The sequence below is a fragment of the Shewanella sp. ULN5 genome (assembly GCF_030731885.1).
Lineage (GTDB): Bacteria > Pseudomonadota > Gammaproteobacteria > Enterobacterales > Shewanellaceae > Shewanella > Shewanella holmiensis.
Genome location: NZ_JAPJEE010000002.1, coordinates 319,138 through 337,356, shown reverse-complemented (window position 1 = coordinate 337,356; position 18,219 = coordinate 319,138). Strand labels below are relative to the sequence as shown.

Sequence of the window (18,219 nt, the reverse complement as noted above, 5' to 3'; positions counted from 1 at the left end):
CAATAAAGCAAAGGACTGCTAATGACTATTTTATTCATAAAGCGACTGCTAGGTTTTAGGATCCTACTTTGTAAATTTCAATTGTTAAATCTTGCCATTTTATTACCTGTATTTTGTGTAATACCAAGTTTTACTTTTGCACAAACATCAATAGTTGAAGCATCTTCAAAGCCATCAATTCAATTAGCAAAATCGGTCGAAGGAACATTGAATATCACTGACTATTTAGTCAGTGAGAAACTCGATGGCGTAAGAGGTTATTGGGATGGGCAACGTTTATTGACCAAAAGTGGCAAGCAAATAAATGCACCACTGTGGTTTACGGCAGATTTCCCTGATGTGGTACTTGAAGGAGAGTTATGGATTGGTCGTGGACAGTTTGAATTGGTTTCTGGTCTAGTTAGACGTAAAGTTGCAGATGATAACCTTTGGAGCAAGGTACGTTTTATGCTATTTGATTTACCTCAATCCCCGTTACCGTTTGAGCAACGTTATGCCGTTTTACAACAACTCGCTAAGCAATCATCTTCTTTAAAGGTAATCACTCAAATCAGCTTATCCTCAGAAATTGAATTGTATCAGCATTTGAACAGAATTGTTTCAGAGGGAGCTGAAGGCCTTATGCTGCACCGGAAATTAGCTATTTATACTGTTGGTAGAACAGATAATATTTTGAAATTGAAACTTAAAAGCGATGCTGATGCAATTGTTATTGGTTACAGTGAAGGTAAGGGTAAATATAAAGGGGCGATGGGGGCGTTAAAAGTCAAAATGGCCGATGGTGTGATATTTGAAATTGGCAGTGGTTTTACTGATATCCAGCGCCAGCACCCACCTCAAATTGGCTCGTTAATCAGTTTTTATCACATAGGTTTTACTAGTAATGGGGTGCCAAGGTTTGCAAGCTTTTGGCGAGTAAGAGATGACGAACCATTGCAATAGATATTCAAAAATAGTGAAAGAGGTGATTTTAAAAAATGAGCATCATTAACTCTGTATTATTTGTCTGCATGGGCAATATTTGCCGTTCTCCAACAGCTGAGGCGGTTTTTAAGCAAAAAGCACAGCAATATAAGTTAGATATTTTTATTGATTCAGCAGGCACCATAGCTTATCACCAGGGCAATCCACCAGATCCTCGCAGTGTTAAAGCGGGCGAGGCGCGTGGGCTAAATTTTACGGGCATGACTGCTAGACAGATAATAGATAAAGATTTTAGTCAGTTCGACCTTATTTTGGCCGCAGATCATGCAAATATGAAGGAGCTTATCGCGCGCTGTCCACCTGAATACAAGCATAAGCTGAATATGATCTTAGCATTTGGTAATACAGGTATCGAGGAAGTACCCGATCCCTATTATGGTGGTGAACGCGGTTTTGAGACCGTTATTGATTTACTTGAAAATAGTTTGACAGCATTAGCTGAAAAATGTCAGCGAACTAACCCATCTTGATGCATAGAGTAACGTTTTGATTGCAAGATTTTGAGTTAAAATCAAAGATTATCAATGGATGTTTCTAAACTCTCTGGTTAGCAGGGTTAGCAGGGTTAGCAGGGTTAGCAGGGTTAGCAGGGTTAGCAGGGTTAGCAGGGTTAGCAGGGGTATGATAATAGCGTTTCACAAGCTAAATTAGAAAATATTGATATCGGCATCGCTAGGGTCTGTTGATCTTTCAAGGTTGTTTTTGCAGCGAATTGTTGGCCATTTATACAAGGCAGAGGCTTTGCTGTGTAGTTATTCTACATAATAAGCCGATAACGTAGTAAAAATGGCCAACAAACGCTGTCCGAAGGATTCGGCTAAAAACGAATTACGCTTTGTTGAGTGAACTTTGCTTAGATTGCTAGGCATCAATCCATTCGCCTCAATTAAAACGTTTTAACTCGAACAAAACTCAACCAGCAAAGTTCGACAGGCCCTAGTCAATCTCACTTGCTTTGCATCTTCTTAAGCATGCATCGCAAGTGAACCGCTGTTTAGTCATCAAAATTAACCTTGATGGCGTTTACCTGACTGTTTTAGCTTACTTAATTCAAGTTTTTTCAATCTTGCCTGTTCTTTTTCAGCCATGATCCGTTCAACTTCAATCTTTTCGATTTCAGCCATAGCTGGCGTTTCCAAGCTCAATTGGCCAATTTTACCCGAACGAAATTCGTGTAGTAATAGTTCAGAAGCTTTATGTAAATCAATACGACCACCAGGTCTTAACGCACCACGTTTGCGCCCAATTTCTTCAAGTAATTCAAAATCTGAGTTGGGTAAATTATCGATTTTATATCGCTCGCAGATCATTTCAGGATAGGCTTTTAAAAAATACTCAGCGGCAAACATAGCTACATCCTCATATTCCATCGCCGTATCTTTAATTGCGCCTGTTACAGCTAATCGATAGCTACTTGCTTCGTTGTCTACTTTGGGCCATAAAATACCTGGGGTATCTGATAACACAATACCATTGCGTAAATTAATACGTTGCTGGGTTTTGGTTACAGCAGGCTCGTTGCCTGTTTTGGCGATGACACGTCCAGCTAAGGTGTTGATGATGGTTGATTTACCTACATTCGGGATACCCATAATCATGGTGCGAATATCTTTTTCAATCACATCACGATGGGGAACTAACTTACGGCATAAATCAGGGATCATTCTGACCATTGCAGGTTGTAGCGTGGTAATTGCAGAAGCTTTTACACCTTGTTCACGTTCTAAATACTCAATCCATTGCTCGGTGACTTTAGGGTCTGCTAAATCAGATTTATTCAGCAGTTTAATACAAGGTTTGTCACCACGTAATTGAGCAACCATGGGATTTTCACTGCTGTACGGAATACGTGCATCTAGCACTTCTATCACCAAATCGACTTGAGGCATGACCTCTTCAATCTCTTTGCGTGCCTTATGCATGTGTCCTGGATACCATTGAATTGCCATGATCTTGCCTTTTACTACTGTTAACAATGGTAATATTGTACCTTGAACCATAGTGAAAAGCATAAAAAAAGCGCCCTAAGGCGCTTTGTTTGGCTTAATCGTTTAAATAACACCTAACTCACGTAGGCGTTCCATCAAGTAACTGTCGGCTGTATGGCGCTCTGACAATACCACCTCAGGGTTTGGGTGAAGGAACAAAGGTAATGAAATCCGTGATTTGGTTTTATCTGTGCCTTCAGGATTGATGACGCGATGAGAAGTTGATGGGAAATAACCGCCAGAGGCTTCCTGTAACATATCGCCGATATTAATGATGATATTACCAAAATCGCTTGGCACATCCATCCATTCGCCAGATTTGTTTTTTACTTGTAAACCTGGTTCATTAGCGGCAGGTAGAATTGTGATAAGGTTAATATCTTCATGTGCAGCCGCGCGAATGGCACCTAACTCTTCGTTGCCACTCATTGGAGGATAATGAAGAATACGCAGTAATGTTTTTTGGCTGTTATTGATCATTTCAGATAATTGAATCGAATATTTTTCAGCAACCTCTTGAGGTGAGTACTGTTCTATCCAACCAAGTAATTCAGCCGCAAAAGCATTAGCTTGTTGATAGTAGGCTAAAATATTGTCGCGAAGTGAATCAGGAATCCGGCCCCAAGGATAAACGTGAAAATATTCTTTGATATCTTTTACGCTATGGCCTTTTGCTGTTTCCGAAATTGACGCAGGGAAAAAACCATCCTGAGTTTCTGGCTTGAAGAGGTAAGCTTGTTTTTCGTCGCTATTAAAAAACGCATACCATTCTTGGTATATTTTTTCGACTAATGCCTGTTCTATAGGATGATTTGATAACACCCCAAAACCGGTTTCGTGCAATGAAGTTACAAATTGTTGTGCGCTGTCAGCAGCTCGATAATCAATGGTTTCTAGTTTCATCTTAGTTTCTTATTGGTTTGTTATTTGTTTTGACCCTGTGCAATGGTAACGCTTGCTATCAAATGCTGCAATTTTTTGCATGTTTTAACGGTCTTTAAAGTGAACGAATTGATTTTAACTAGCGTAGAATAGCTTTAGCAGAAACAGGTTTGACGAGAGTAAATTAAAAGATGAAAACATTAACTGAATTCGAAAAGTTTGTTATTGAGCAAAAAGGCACAGAAAGGCCTTTTTCTGGTGAATATGTCGATCACGATGCTGCAGGATTATATCGTTGCAAGAAATGTTTAGCACCCTTGTATAAAAGTGAGCATAAATTCAATGCACACTGTGGTTGGCCAGCATTTGATAATGAAATACCTGGCGCGGTCGATAGAACACTTGATGCCGATGGTCAAAGAGTCGAAATTACCTGTCATCAATGTGGCGGCCACTTAGGGCATGTTTTTGAGGGCGAAAGACTCACGCCAAATAATATACGCCATTGTGTTAATTCTGTTTCTATGGTGTTTGAAGCAACACCAAGTGAGCCAAATACTGCAGATGAATATGAAAGTACCCAGTTAGAGCAAGCTACATTTGGTGCAGGATGTTTTTGGTGCGTAGAAGCCATATTTGCGGCACTAAATGGCGTTGTAAAAGTGCAATCGGGATATGCCGGTGGTGAACAAAAACACGCAAACTATGATGCGGTTTGTTCAGGTAGAACGGGTCATGCTGAAGTTGTTCACATCACATTTGATCCTGCGGTAGTTACATTTGACGAACTGTTAGAAGTGCTATTTAAAAGCCATAATCCTACTACGCTAAATCAGCAAGGTAATGACAAAGGTCCGCAGTATCGCTCGGTTGTATTTGCACATACGGCTGAACAAGTAGACAAAACCAATAAGATGATTTCATCCTTGCAAGAGGCAAAAGTATGGAATGATCCTATCGTAACGGAAGTCTCTGCTTTTGAAACGTTTTACCCCGCTGAGAATTATCATAATGATTATTTTGCAAAGCATGGGGAGCAGCCATATTGTCAAATGGTGGTGAAACCTAAATTTGAAAAATTTAAAAGCCTATTTGCTGATAAGTTAAAGCGGTAATTGGGGCATTTTGAAGCGATAAAAAAGGGCGGCAGTTTCAATACTGTCGCCCTTTCTGTTGAATATTCACCTTACTTACATTTGATATACCAATTCAAATGCTAATCGAGTTTGTCGTCAGCCACTTTGTAGTGTGGATCTTCAATCAAATTCACTTCAACTAAGTCACCCGCTTTATGTAATAAAGCCACACAATCTTGACTCAAATGACGAAGGTGTAATCGTTTGCCTGCATTAACGTAACGTTCAGCTAAAGTATCTATTGCATCTAAAGCAGAGTGATCAGCAACGCGAGAGTTTTGGAAATCAACAATCACATCTTGAGTATCGTTTTGTGCATCAAACAACTCTAGAAAATGAGCAACGGAGCCAAAAAATAATGGACCGTTTAAGCGATAAACCTTCCAGCCATTTTCATCTTCACTGATATCAACATTGATGTGTTTTGCATGCTCCCATGCAAAGACTAATGCTGAAACAATAACACCGACAAATACAGCAAAGGCTAAGTCAGTAAACACGGTAACAGTGGTAACCAGTACAATCACAAAAGCATCATGTTTAGGTACTTTGCGCATCACTTTAAAACTCGCCCATTCAAATGTGCCCAACACCACAATGAACATCACGCCAACCAAAGCGGCAAGAGGAATGATTTCAATAAATGCTGAACCAAATAGAATAAAGGCCAATAGAGCAAGAGCCGCTGTAATCCCAGATAAACGACCACGCCCACCAGAATTAATGTTGATCATTGATTGACCAATCATGGCACAACCACCCATAGCACCGAAGAAACCACTAGTAATGTTACCTACACCTTGACCAACACATTCTTTGTTACCTCGACCACGAGTATTGGTCATTTCATCAATCACAGTTAATGTCAGTAATGATTCAATGAGCCCAACAGCAGCCAAAATACAGGCATAGGGCAAAATAATGTATAAGGTGTCAAAGTTGAATGGCACGCTTGGAATCGAAAAACTTGGTAAAGAGCCAGCTATCGTTGCTGCGTCGTTACCACTCATGGTTTTTAAGAAGTCCAATACATTACGAGTATCCATATCTAACCCGACAACAATGGCTGTCACGGTTAAGATGGCTACCAAGGAGGAAGGAATGGCAGTAGTGATTTTCGGTAAAAAATGAATAATTGCCATGGTCAGAAGAATTAAACCAAGCATGATCATCAAGGGTTCCTGCGCCATCCACACCATATTCCCAGCAGCATCTTTGACTTTGAACTGCCCTAATTGGGCTAAAAAGATCACAATGGCTAAACCGTTAACAAACCCAATCATGACAGGGTAGGGAACAATACGAATAAATTTACCGAGTTTAAATACACCTGCTAATATTTGAATAATACCGGCAAGTACGACGGCAGCGAACAAATATTGCACTCCGTGCTCAACCACAAGCGATACCATGACAACCGCCATAGCTCCTGTTGCGCCAGAAATCATCCCCGGGCGTCCGCCAATCACAGCGGTAATTAAGCCCATGATAAACGCAGCATATAGCCCGACCATTGGTTCAACATGTGCAACAAATGCGAATGCAACAGCTTCTGGGATCAGTGCGAGTGCAACAGTTAAGCCGGATAAAATATCTGCCTTACTACTGGCAGTTTTATGACGAATGATATCGAACATTTAGCCTCTATTAAGTTTATTTTAATGATAATTAGGGGCGCGATCTTAACAAAAATCATACCAGTTCTAAACCAAAAAACTGACATGTGTGGCAATTAATAACAAAGCGTTTGCATGTTGAGCCGTTTAAAGACGATTAAAAACAAAAAAGCCATGCATCAGCATGGCTTTTTGATTCTAGCGAGAGAGCTGATTACTGAGGTTTAGTCATTTCAGCACTTGCACTATTGGTAAAGCTTGATTTTACCGCAACGGATTTTTCTGCGTCGGCATAGCTTTTACCCTGCGGTACAGCTTGCTGTTCACGTACTTCAACTGTTGGTTTAGTGGTTGTAGAACTCACCATAGAACCGAAACGACTGTTACCAGCAGGTTTTACAGCCGCAGCTTGTTCTACTTTAGGCTCAACTGACGCTTCAACTTTCGGGTCAGATGTTTTTTCAACAACTTTACGAGCAATTGCTGCCGGTTTGGCCATAGGGGCATTAACGACAGTTTTAGCGGGTTTAACTTCAGCCTTAACTTCAACCACTGCTTCCACTGGTTTCATCGGCGCAGGCTCTGCAACGGGTAATTCAACCTCAGCCGTTACTGTCGATGGCTTAGTTTCCACTTTATCGACAACGGGTGCACTTTCAATGATTTCAGCTGCAACAGGAGTGGTTTCTACTGCGACTTTAGCCTCTGTTTGAACTTCAACAACAGCTGCAGAAACAGTTTCAACTTTGGCTTCAACTGCAACAGCTTTAGTTTCAACGTCAGCGGCAACAACTTCTGCTTGAGGTTTAACCGTTTCTGCTACAGGCGCAGATGCAACATCGCTTTCAGTCGCTATCGCGGCTTTAGTTTCTGGTGCGGATTGAGCTAGCTCTTCTGTTAACTGTCTATCGAGCTCATCAACTGGGGTGAACACTGGAGCTGCATCAGATGCAGTGCCATCTTCATCGCGGCGACGGCGCTGACCAGCAGCACGTAGGTGACGAGGACTACGGCGGCTACGACGTTGACCTTCACGTTTATCATCATCAGATTCATCTGGATCCGCAGTTGTATCAGTGGTATTCACGCTATCTTCTACTGATACCTGAGTGGGAGTTTCTGTAGTAGATGCAACCGTCGTTGACGCATCGACGTCAGCCTTAACAGCTTGTTCCGTCGTTTCTACTGCATTACTTTCATCAGTTGGCTCGGCATTATCAGTCGTTTTAGTTTCAGACACTTTTTCTTTACGTGGCTGACGTTTGCGTGCTGGTTTAGCCTCTTTTGTTTCAACATCATTTTTATCAGTTGTTTTTGCTTCAACGATAGCGTTAGTTTCAACTTCTTTGGCTTTAACCTCTGTACAAGTGTCTTTTGCCGGTGTTGTTGATTTGGCAACCTTAGCATCGTTATTTTGAGTTACATCTAACGCTGCCGCATCTTGGGTCTGTTCGTTTTCGATACGCACTTTTCTGCGCATGTTACGACGTTGACGACGCTCACGAGCGGCTTCCTGCTTTGGTGTTTTCTCTGCAGTTACTGGCGCATTGCGTTTATCGTCATTAGCGTTATTATCAACCTTTACTGGTTGTTCAGTTTTGTTACTTTGCTTAGCATCATCCTGATCACGATTGCGTTTATTACGGCTGCGTGGGTTTTTGCTCTCAGTACTAGATGCATCTTTATCCGTGCGTTTACGGCGGTTATCGTTACGACCTTCATTGCGATTGTCGCTACTGTCATTACGACGGTTATTACGACGGTTATTGTTTCTATCCTGTGGCGCTTTTTTCTCAACCGGATTTTCTTTTGTTTCAGTAGTCTCGCTACTAAAGAATGCGCTGATAGCTGAAACGATACGGCTGAAGAATCCTGGTGCCGTTGCTGCAGGTGTACTGTTTACGGCTTGTGGCGCTTCAACTGTTTTTTGTGGTGCTGCAAAGCCTTTTAACGCGGGCTCGGTAACGGCTGTGCGTTCTAGTTTGCGAGGCTCATATAATTCTGACTTAGGGGCTTCAACACGCTTAAAGCTTGATTCGGTGATTTCATCATCGTTTTTACGACGGATAACACGGTACTCAGGCGTTTGCATGTGTGCATCTGGAATAATGTACACTTCAACTTCGTGACGTTCTTCTGTAATGCGAATGGCTTTGCGTTTTTCGTTAAGTAAAAATGCGGCAACATCAACAGGAACGATAGCTTCGATTTGAGTGGTATGCTCTTTAATGGCTTCTTCTTCCATTAAACGCAAAATAGATAGCGCTAGAGATTCTGTGCTGCGGATGGTGCCTTGACCATGACAACGAGGACATAAGTGCGCGGCAGACTCTTCTAATGACGGACGTAGACGTTGACGTGACATTTCCATCAAGCCAAAGCGTGAAATACGGCCTAATTGAACGCGTGCACGGTCATGATGCACAGCATCACGCATGCGATTTTCAACTTCACGTTGATGGCGCACTGGAGTCATATCGATGAAGTCGATAACCACTAAACCACCTAAATCACGTAAACGTAATTGACGTGCAATTTCGTCTGCGGCTTCAAGGTTGGTGTTTAATGCCGTTTCTTCAATATCACCACCTTTGGTAGCACGGGCAGAGTTGATATCGATAGACGTTAATGCTTCTGTTGGGTCAATCACGATAGAACCACCTGAAGGTAGGCGCACTTCGCGTTGGAAAGCTGACTCAATTTGAGATTCAATTTGGAAGTGTGTAAATAACGGCACTTCAGACTGGTACATTTTAACGCGTTCAACGAAATCTGGGCGAACTAAACCAATATGCAACTTAGCATCTTCGTATATACGAGGATGGTCGATTAGGATCTCACCCACATCACGGCGTAAATAATCACGAATAGCACGAACAATGACGTTACTTTCCTGATGAATTAAGAAGGGTGCAGGTTTAATTTGTGCCGCTTCTTGAATCGCATCCCAATGATGTTGTAGAACTTTTAAGTCCCATTTTAATTCAGTTGCTTCTTTGCCAACACCTGCGGTACGAACGATTAGGCCCATTCCGTGGGGGACTTCTAGCTCAGAGATCGCTTCTTTTAATTCTGTGCGCTCATCACCTTCGATACGGCGAGAAATACCGCCAGCACGCGGGTTATTTGGCATTAACACCAAATAAGATCCAGCAAGGCTAATAAAAGTGGTTAATGCTGCGCCTTTGTTGCCACGTTCTTCTTTGTCGATTTGAACGATAACTTCCTGACCTTCAGATACCACTTCTTTGATATTTGGGCGACCTTGGAACGAGTAACCTTTTGGGAAGTACTCACGGGCAATTTCTTTTAAAGGAAGGAAACCATGGCGATCTGCACCATAATCAACAAAAGCTGCTTCTAAAGAGGGTTCTACGCGGGTGATTTTACCTTTGTAAATATTTGATTTTTTCTGTTCGTGGCCTGGGCTTTCAATATCCAGATCATACAGCTGTTGTCCATCTACAAGGGCAACACGCAACTCTTCTGATTGAGTTGCATTAATTAACATACGTTTCATGATGACATCATTCTTCTATAAAGGTCATCAAACAACAATTATTTGCATTACGGGCCTGCGAATAATTAGCAGCCTCACGGCTTGTTACAGGCAATTTAGGCGCGCAGTACGACTGTTAGACGCATTCTCTGCGTGTCGCGGCCTAATTTATGGCTTATTTTCTAGTGTTTACAAAAACAAGGAATCCGTTGCTGAGCAACCAACCCCATAAATATCAGTCTTTTTCCAGTAATGCCTTATCGAATCGGTTGTTTGATAACAAGCTAAAATATTGTTCGAATTTGGCGGTGAAATCAGGCAGTTTTTACATTTTTTTAAGATGAAACTTACGGTTTAATTATAAACACGTACTTTTGACGTTTTCAAAAGTTTATAATTTGCAAATCAATGGTTTGCTACCGATAAAGTTCATGTGTAAATTGCGCTGAGTCTCATTAATGCATGAGGTTGTGAACACTTTATCCACTGTTTGTCCTCATCCAATGCGCAAATATAGCAACATTAGCTAAGTTCAGCAATAAAAAGCCATTAATCTTTTAAATTGGGGTCATTTTTTATCGCGCTTGTACCGCGATAAAAATTACCGTCACTAGGGATAGCTTTAATAGCCAATTTTTATTGAAATAAGTTACAATAGCCACGTTCTCACAAATTGGCGCATCATGAATACTGAAACTACTCCCCAAGTTCAACTCGTCACGATTGACGAAGATAACGTTGAACAACGCATCGATAATTTTTTATTAACTAAACTCAAAGGCGTTCCTAAAAGCATGATTTATAGAATTGTGCGCAAAGGAGAGGTGCGAGTGAATAAAAAACGCATCAAGCCAGAATATAAACTGCAAATTGATGACGTTGTTCGTATTCCTCCTGTCAGAGTGGCGGAAAAGGATTATCGCACTGCACCTTCGCCTAATTTATCGCGGGTCTCGCAGTTAGAAGATCGCATTATTCACGAAGACAAGCACCTTATTGTATTAAATAAGCCTGCAGGTATTGCTGTTCATGGCGGTAGTGGTGTCGATTATGGCGTGATTGAAGGGTTAAGATCTTTACGACCACAACAGAAGTTTTTAGAGTTAGTTCACCGTCTGGATAAAGATACCTCTGGTGTGTTACTCGTGGCTAAAAAAAGAAGTGCATTAAAACATTTGCATGAGCAACTACGCAGTAAAACAATGCAAAAAGATTATATGGCATTAGTAAGGGGCGATTGGCAGGCTAAAGATAAAGTCATAAAAGCGCCGTTATTAAAGATCACTCTAAAATCGGGTGAACGCATTGTCAGAGTTAACGCAGAAGGCAAAGAGTCTGAAACTCGTTACAAGATTATGCAGCGTTTTGATGGTGCGACTTTAGTGAAAGCAAGCCCCGTGACGGGCCGTACTCATCAAATTCGTGTACATTGTCAATTTGCAGGGCATGCTATTGCCTGTGATGACAAGTACAGCGAGCAAAAGTTTGATGACAGCATGCGCGCAATTGGTTTAGACCGTTTATTTTTGCATGCGGCTGAGTTGAAGTTTACTCACCCAGAAACAAACACCACGATGCAAGTGAGTGCGCCACTTGATGATGTTCTTATTAATACATTAGATAGACTTAAAAAAGTGTAATGATTTAGCTGTTAATTTAGCCAGCAATTTAAGAGTGAGTGGATGGTATTACAGAACAAATATGATTTAGTCATTTTTGATTGGGATGGCACTTTAATGGATTCCATTGGTGCCATCGTCAGTTGTATGCAAGCCGCAGCACATGATTTGGCTATTACCATTCCAAGTGAACGTGCGATCAGAGATTTGATTGGTTTGTCATTGCCCAAAATCTTGCATCTTTTGTTCGGTGATATTTCCCATCGGCACGATGAGATTGTTGAGCGGTATCGGCTGCACTTTTTGTCGTCAAAGACTATTAGTCCTTTATTTGATGGCAGCGAGCATCTTCTGCGGCAGCTTTCAAGTCATGGCTACACTTTAGCTATAGCCACAGGCAAGGGACGCCAAGGGCTAGACCGAGTCTTGAGCGAAAGTGGAATGGGGCATTATTTTGCGGCGAGTCGTTGTGCTGATGAAACAAAAAGTAAACCAGACCCATTAATGATCCATTCATTATTAGCTGAATTTAATGTACCAGCTCATCGCGCAGTGATGATTGGCGACTCAGTACATGATTTGAATATGGCCAATAATGCCGGGATTGCTGCTATTGGTGTTAGCTACGGGGCGAACCTTGTTGAGCAGTTACAAACAGCGAATCCAATAGCGATAGTTGATCATGTCAATAAACTCGCTTTTCATCTTTAAAATAGCGCCTCAAAATAAAGATGTATGCTATCTGGTAGCGGATTAATCCTCCGCTAATATCTCAACCTCATGCAAAGCCAATAGATCAATAAGCTTAATCAATGGCAGACCTATCAAAGTGTTTGGATCTTCACCTTCAAGCTTGTCAAATAACGCAATACCTAAACCTTCACTTTTAAAACTCCCTGCGCAATAGAGAGGTTGTTCTGTCTTTACGTAATAATGAATTTGTTTCTCAGTTAATTGCCTAAAATGAACTGTAAAAGGCTCGACACAGCTTTGCATGGATTTTGTTGTCGGACAATAAACGGCAAGACCGGTATAAAAGGTAATCGCCTGTCCGGAGGCTAACTGTAATTGCTTAATGGCATTAGCTTCAGTATGTGGTTTGCCAACAATCTCACCGTTTATCATGGCAACTTGATCAGAGCCAATAACAACACATTGGCCGTCTTTATCACTATTTTCTGTAATTAATTGACTACCCGCTAATGCTTTTAATTGGGCAAGGCGCTCGACAAGTTGGATTGCCGTTTCACCATTTATAGGCGATTCATCGATATTGGGATTTACCGATATAAAAGGGCGGTTTAATTTCGCTAATAATTGTTGGCGATAAATAGATGTAGAGGCAAGTACTAAGGATTTTGACATGAATTAGTCTCTAACAAGTCTTTGATGACGCAAAGTTTAACATTAATCGCTTAAATGGGCTAAATAAGCACTGCAAATGCTTGTGTCTATTAGGACTGTTCGGTAAAATTTGCCATCATTCAAATTCAATGTTGGCAGTAATTGAGAACTTAGACACACCCTAGGGTTGGTTTAACTGCATTTTGCAGAAATTTTCTTTGACTCCAGCGTTTTCAAACTATAATATGCGCGCCTTATGCAAACAGTAAAGATACCGGTTTCACTTGATCCTTTTCGTGCTGCGAGTAGCGGTCTTCGTTATGAAGGCATTGTTCCTAGTGGCAACAATAAGCGATTAAATGAGTTATGTGCCGGCGACTGTTCCGACGTAGTTGTGTCGTTGGAATGTGGTGTCGACTTACAGGGGATAGTCTACCTTCGCGGGAAGGCTGTGACGGAGCTCACTCTGCTATGTCAACGTTGCATGACACAATATGCTACTGAGGTTACGGTCGACTTTTGTTTCAGTCCTTGTAAGAATGAAACAGAAATCGATGAGCTCCCGGATGCGTATGATCCAATTGAGTGTAATGAAATTGGTGAAGTACGTCTGCATCAATTGATTGAAGATGAATTGATAGTCGCTATGCCGATTATCCCTATGCATGAAGATACTGATTGCAGTTCGGGATCAAAAGATATAGTTGTAGGCGAGATCGACCCCGCTCATGAGGAGCGTCCAAATCCGTTTGCAGTGTTAGAAAAACTGAAGAGCAAGTAATCGTAGGAGACAAGTCAAATGGCTGTACAACAGAATAAAAAATCTCGTTCAAAGCGCGGAATGCGCCGTTCACATGATTCATTGAGCACTGCTCAATTATCAGTAGACGCAACTAGCGGTGAATTACATCTACGTCACAACGTGACTGCTGATGGTTTCTACCGCGGTAAAAAGGTTATCAACAAGTAATTTGTTGACAACCTGATGACGAATCTGACGCTTGCGTTAGATGCGATGGGGGGTGATCATGGTCCCCACGTCACAGTGCCTGCAGCCTTGCAGGCACTGAAATCTAATCCTTCAATTCAAATTATCCTTATCGGCAATCAAGCTGATATCGAACCTTTGCTTTTGTCTGCTGAACCTTCCATTTTAAAACGCATAGAGCGGATCCATACCACAGAAGTGGTTACCATGGGCGACAGGCCTGTACACGCTTTACGTACGCGTAAAAATAGTTCCATGCGTATTGCATTGGAACAAGTGCGAGATGGAAAAGCCGCTGCATGTATCAGTGCTGGAAATACTGGTGCCTTAATGGCCATGGCCAAAGTGTTACTTAAAACCTTGCCCGGTATTGACCGTCCTGCATTAGTGACCTGTTTACCTACTGTAACGGGCAAACCAGTTTATTTATTAGATCTGGGGGCCAACGTTGCTTGTGATTCTGAAACCTTGTTTCAGTTTGCGGTAATGGGCTCGGTATTATGCGAAGCTGTACATAAAAAAGCACGTCCCAAAGTGGCATTACTCAATGTCGGGATTGAAGAGATAAAAGGTAATGATCAAGTTCAACAGGCTGGCCAAATATTACAGCACACCGAACAGGTCAATTATGTCGGTTTTGTCGAAGGTGACGAAATCTACACCGGTAATTTAGATGTTATCGTTTGTGATGGTTTTGTTGGTAACATAACCTTAAAAACCTCAGAAGGTATCGCTAAGCTTTTGGTTCACCAATTGAAACGGGGTTTAAATAGTGGTCTATTTGTCCGTTTACTGTCCAAACTCATCGCGCCACGCATTCAAGCTGTACTCAGTAAGATGAACCCCGACCACTATAACGGTGCAAGTCTGATAGGATTGCGCGGAATAGTAGTAAAGAGTCATGGAAACGCTGATGAAGCTGCCTATCTACAAGCCATTAATTTAGCTGCAACTGAAGCGAAACGTCGTCTTCCTGAAATGATCAATGATCGTTTGGAGTCGATTCTTTTAGACATCAATAGCTGATCTCATTATATGCATACAAAAATTCTCGGAACAGGCAGTTATCTGCCTGTGCAAGTGCGCAGCAATCAAGATTTAGAAAAAATGGTCGAAACCACTGACCAATGGATTAAGGACCGTACTGGTATTTCAGAGCGTCGCATTGCGGCCACAGACGAATCTGTATCCACTATGGGCTATCAAGCCGCGCTAAAAGCTATCGAAATGGCCGGTATTGATCCATCTGAGCTGGATATGATTGTGTGCGGTACCACCAGTGCACCGAATGCATTTCCTGCCGCGGCATGTGAAATTCAAGCCATGTTAGGCATTAAACAAATTCCAGCTTTTGATATTGCAGCAGCATGTTCTGGCTTTGTTTATGCGTTGTCGGTCGCGGATCAATTTGTTAAAACTGGCGCAGCGAAAAAAGTATTGGTTGTCGGCGCCGATGTATTATCTCGTTTATGTGAACCTGATGACCGTTCGACAGTGATTTTATTTGGTGACGGCGCGGGAGCTGTTGTCATTGGCGTAAGTGACACGCCTGGCATTATTAATACCCATATATATGCAGACGGTAGTCAGGGGGATTTACTGAAATGTTCATTTCCGCCTCGTGCCAATGAATCTTCAGAAGCCGTGGGTTATATGACCATGAAAGGCAATGATGTATTTAAAGTTGCGGTGACACAATTATCAAACGTTGTCACAGAAACACTCAGAATCAATAACGTTGATAAATCTGAAATTGATTGGCTAGTACCACATCAAGCCAACTTTAGAATTATTAATGCCACAGCTAAAAAGCTCGATATGAGCTTAGATAAAGTGGTATTAACCTTAGCCAGACACGGCAACACTTCCGCTGCATCTGTGCCAATAGCATTAGATGAGGCTGTTCGTGATGGCCGAATTCAACGTGGTCAATTATTACTTTTAGAAGCCTTTGGAGCAGGATTTGCTTGGGGCAGTGCGTTAGTGCGTTTCTAATTCATTTTATTTAATAACAGGTAATTAATAATGGAAAATGTGGCTTTTGTATTTCCCGGTCAAGGTTCTCAAGCGGTTGGCATGTTGGCTGATTTAGCACAAGAGCATACTGTGGTTTCACAAACGTTCGCCGAAGCCTCTGAAGTGCTTGGCTATGATTTATGGGCCCTTATACAAGATGGTCCAGTTGAATCGTTAAATGAAACAGATAAAACCCAACCCGCTTTATTATCAGCCAGTGTCGCTATTTGGCGTGCATACCAGGCCAGCGGTAAGCCTGCTCCTGCGTTATTAGCAGGTCATAGTTTAGGTGAATACTCAGCACTTGTGTGTGCAGGTGTTATCGATTTTAAAGATGCGGTTAAGTTAGTTGAGCTTCGTGGCCAATTAATGCAACAAGCTGTGCCAGCAGGCACTGGCGCTATGTATGCCATTATCGGTTTAGACGATGACGGTATAGCTCAAGCATGTGAAGCATCTGCTCAAGGTGATGTTGTGAGCCCTGTAAACTACAACAGCCCAGGACAAGTGGTCATTGCAGGTGAGAAGAACGCTGTTGAGCGAGCTGCTGCTGCATGTAAAGCGGCAGGAGCCAAAATGGCAGTAGCCTTACCTGTCAGCGTGCCTTCACATTGTGCCCTAATGAAACCTGCGGCAGATAAATTAGCCCAAGCATTAGCAGAAATCACGTTTTCAGCGCCTGTAATCAATGTAGTTAATAACGTTGATGTCGCTATGCCAACCGAGAGCCAAGACATTAAAGATGCCTTAGTGCGTCAGTTATATTGCCCTGTACGTTGGAGCGAGACGGTCTCGTTCATGGCAGAACAAGGTATTAATCAATTAGTTGAGATGGGACCAGGAAAAGTATTAACTGGTTTGACAAAACGTATAAATAAAGCCGTTTCAGCCCAAGCTGTAAATGATACAGCCTCATTAGCAGCATTAACTGAGTAAGGAATAAAAATGAGCATTAGTTTTAATTTAGAGGGTAAAGTTGCCCTAGTTACCGGTGCTAGCCGTGGTATTGGCCGCGCAATTGCTGAAACCTTAGTACAAGCCGGCGCGGTAGTTGTGGGTACTGCGACCAGTGAAAAAGGCGCAGCTGCGATTCAGGATTACCTAGGCGATAAAGGTTTCGGACTTGTGCTGAATGTCACAGATAGTGAATCTGTTGCCAATTTATATAGCCAGATCAAAGAAAAAGCTGGCGATGTTGATATTCTCGTGAATAATGCAGGTATCACACGTGATAATTTATTAATGCGAATGAAGGACGATGAGTGGCAAGATATTATTGACACTAACCTTACTTCATTATTTAAATTGTCTAAGCCAGTAATGCGATCTATGATGAAAAAGCGCTTTGGACGTATCATCAGTATCGGTTCAGTCGTTGGCACGATGGGAAATGCAGGTCAAGTGAACTATTCTGCTGCTAAAGCAGGTTTAATAGGTTTTACTAAATCGCTTGCAAGAGAGGTTGCATCTCGTCAAATAACAGTGAATGCTATTGCTCCAGGTTTTATCCAAACAGATATGACAGATGAGCTGACACCAGAGCAACAACAAGCTATTATGTCACAAGTTCCGATGGAACGTTTAGGGCAAGCGCAAGAAATTGCCAATGCAGTATTGTTTTTGGCCTCAGATTCAGCCGCTTACATCACAGGCGAAACATTGCATGTGAATGGCGGAATGTACATGGTTTAAAGCGATAGGTAGGAAACTACCTTCATTTGAGTCAGAGTTAGAAACAGTGTAGATTTATATCTTTGTGGTTAGACCACAAAATCTAAGCTTGCAATGTTATCTAAATCGAATAAACTACTCGCAATCTTACGCAAGTGCGTAATTTGAATAGGAAAGAGAACTAATGAGCAACATCGAAGAACGTGTAAAGAAAATCATCATTGAGCAACTAGGCGTTAAAGAAGAAGACGTTAAACCAGCTGCTTCTTTCGTGGACGATTTAGGTGCCGATTCTCTGGACACCGTTGAATTGGTTATGGCTCTAGAAGAAGAGTTTGATACCGAGATCCCTGATGAAGAAGCTGAAAAGATCACTACTGTTCAAGCAGCGATCGATTACGTTTCTAAGAATCAGTAATCCAGAATTCACAGAGACAGGCGGCATTTATTGTCGCCTGTTTTTGTTTCTGAACTCG

The 18,219-nt window shown here is 41.9% G+C and carries 17 protein-coding genes; 12 read left to right on the top strand and 5 right to left on the bottom strand.

All coding sequences use genetic code 11. The features are described 5' to 3' along the window. The first annotated feature begins 21 nt into the window (after positions 1-21). Together ORI98_RS03630 and ORI98_RS03625 are read left to right on the top strand one after the other, a co-directional pair. Positions 22-942 carry a DNA ligase gene (locus ORI98_RS03630; RefSeq protein ID WP_306134280.1) on the top strand — a complete coding sequence of 307 codons (921 nt, stop codon included), beginning with the start codon at positions 22-24 and terminating at the stop codon, positions 940-942. Positions 943-977: 35 nt separating this feature from the next. Continuing rightward, positions 978-1,454, top strand: coding sequence for a low molecular weight protein-tyrosine-phosphatase (locus tag ORI98_RS03625; RefSeq protein ID WP_306134279.1), 477 nt, complete (start codon positions 978-980; stop codon positions 1,452-1,454). Between the two features lie 537 nt (positions 1,455-1,991). Here the strand turns inward: ORI98_RS03625 and ylqF are convergent. Both ylqF and ORI98_RS03610 read right to left on the bottom strand, forming a co-directional pair. Then, positions 1,992-2,933 carry a ribosome biogenesis GTPase YlqF gene (ylqF, locus tag ORI98_RS03615; RefSeq protein WP_261298572.1) on the bottom strand — a complete coding sequence of 314 codons (942 nt, stop codon included), beginning with the start codon at positions 2,931-2,933 and terminating at the stop codon, positions 1,992-1,994. A 102-nt stretch (positions 2,934-3,035) separates the two neighbouring features. Beyond that, a complete protein-coding gene (locus tag ORI98_RS03610; RefSeq protein ID WP_261298573.1) occupies positions 3,036-3,875 on the bottom strand; it encodes an isopenicillin N synthase family oxygenase in 840 nt (279 codons plus the stop codon). Positions 3,876-4,045: 170 nt separating this feature from the next. On the opposite strand from ORI98_RS03610, the gene ORI98_RS03605 reads away from it, so the two are divergent. Beyond that, positions 4,046-4,969: a bifunctional methionine sulfoxide reductase B/A protein gene (locus tag ORI98_RS03605; protein WP_261298574.1), complete on the top strand. Its 924-nt coding sequence runs from the start codon at positions 4,046-4,048 to the stop codon at positions 4,967-4,969. A gap of 101 nt (positions 4,970-5,070) precedes the next feature. Here ORI98_RS03605 and ORI98_RS03600 read toward each other — a convergent pair whose 3' ends face one another. After that, the gene (locus tag ORI98_RS03600; protein ID WP_261298575.1) at positions 5,071-6,627 is read right to left on the bottom strand and encodes a SulP family inorganic anion transporter; all 1,557 of its coding nucleotides are present in this window, start codon (positions 6,625-6,627) and stop codon (positions 5,071-5,073) included. Between the two features lie 193 nt (positions 6,628-6,820). Next, entirely contained in the window at positions 6,821-10,126 is a 3,306-nt protein-coding gene (gene rne / locus ORI98_RS03595) for a ribonuclease E (protein ID WP_306134278.1), read from the bottom strand. A gap of 662 nt (positions 10,127-10,788) precedes the next feature. Between rne and rluC the strand changes: the two genes are divergently transcribed. After that, positions 10,789-11,745: a 23S rRNA pseudouridine(955/2504/2580) synthase RluC gene (gene rluC / locus ORI98_RS03590; protein WP_261298577.1), complete on the top strand. Its 957-nt coding sequence runs from the start codon at positions 10,789-10,791 to the stop codon at positions 11,743-11,745. Positions 11,746-11,787: 42 nt separating this feature from the next. After that, positions 11,788-12,435 (top strand): HAD-IA family hydrolase, encoded by a 648-nt coding sequence (locus ORI98_RS03585; protein ID WP_306134277.1) that lies wholly within the window; start codon positions 11,788-11,790, stop codon positions 12,433-12,435. Positions 12,436-12,477: 42 nt separating this feature from the next. Here the strand turns inward: ORI98_RS03585 and ORI98_RS03580 are convergent, their stop codons facing one another. Continuing rightward, a complete protein-coding gene (locus ORI98_RS03580) occupies positions 12,478-13,089 on the bottom strand; it encodes a nucleoside triphosphate pyrophosphatase (RefSeq protein ID WP_306134276.1) in 612 nt (203 codons plus the stop codon). Between the two features lie 235 nt (positions 13,090-13,324). Between ORI98_RS03580 and yceD the strand changes: the two genes are divergently transcribed. From yceD to acpP, 7 genes are all read left to right on the top strand, one after another. Then, the gene (gene yceD, locus ORI98_RS03575) at positions 13,325-13,849 is read left to right on the top strand and encodes a 23S rRNA accumulation protein YceD (RefSeq protein ID WP_261298580.1); all 525 of its coding nucleotides are present in this window, start codon (positions 13,325-13,327) and stop codon (positions 13,847-13,849) included. 18 nt (positions 13,850-13,867) lie between these two features. Next, positions 13,868-14,038 (top strand): 50S ribosomal protein L32, encoded by a 171-nt coding sequence (rpmF, locus tag ORI98_RS03570; protein WP_011636967.1) that lies wholly within the window; start codon positions 13,868-13,870, stop codon positions 14,036-14,038. 15 nt (positions 14,039-14,053) lie between these two features. After that, positions 14,054-15,082 (top strand): phosphate acyltransferase PlsX, encoded by a 1,029-nt coding sequence (plsX, locus tag ORI98_RS03565; protein WP_306134275.1) that lies wholly within the window; start codon positions 14,054-14,056, stop codon positions 15,080-15,082. Between the two features lie 9 nt (positions 15,083-15,091). Then, positions 15,092-16,051: a beta-ketoacyl-ACP synthase III gene (locus tag ORI98_RS03560; RefSeq protein ID WP_261298582.1), complete on the top strand. Its 960-nt coding sequence runs from the start codon at positions 15,092-15,094 to the stop codon at positions 16,049-16,051. A 30-nt stretch (positions 16,052-16,081) separates the two neighbouring features. Continuing rightward, positions 16,082-17,008 carry an ACP S-malonyltransferase gene (gene fabD / locus ORI98_RS03555; protein WP_306134274.1) on the top strand — a complete coding sequence of 309 codons (927 nt, stop codon included), beginning with the start codon at positions 16,082-16,084 and terminating at the stop codon, positions 17,006-17,008. A 9-nt stretch (positions 17,009-17,017) separates the two neighbouring features. Next, positions 17,018-17,764 (top strand): 3-oxoacyl-ACP reductase FabG, encoded by a 747-nt coding sequence (gene fabG / locus ORI98_RS03550; RefSeq protein WP_188839939.1) that lies wholly within the window; start codon positions 17,018-17,020, stop codon positions 17,762-17,764. Between the two features lie 163 nt (positions 17,765-17,927). Further along, on the top strand, positions 17,928-18,161 hold the full coding sequence (gene acpP / locus ORI98_RS03545) for an acyl carrier protein (protein ID WP_011865403.1): 234 nt from the start codon (positions 17,928-17,930) through the stop codon (positions 18,159-18,161). Positions 18,162-18,219: the final 58 nt, after the last annotated feature.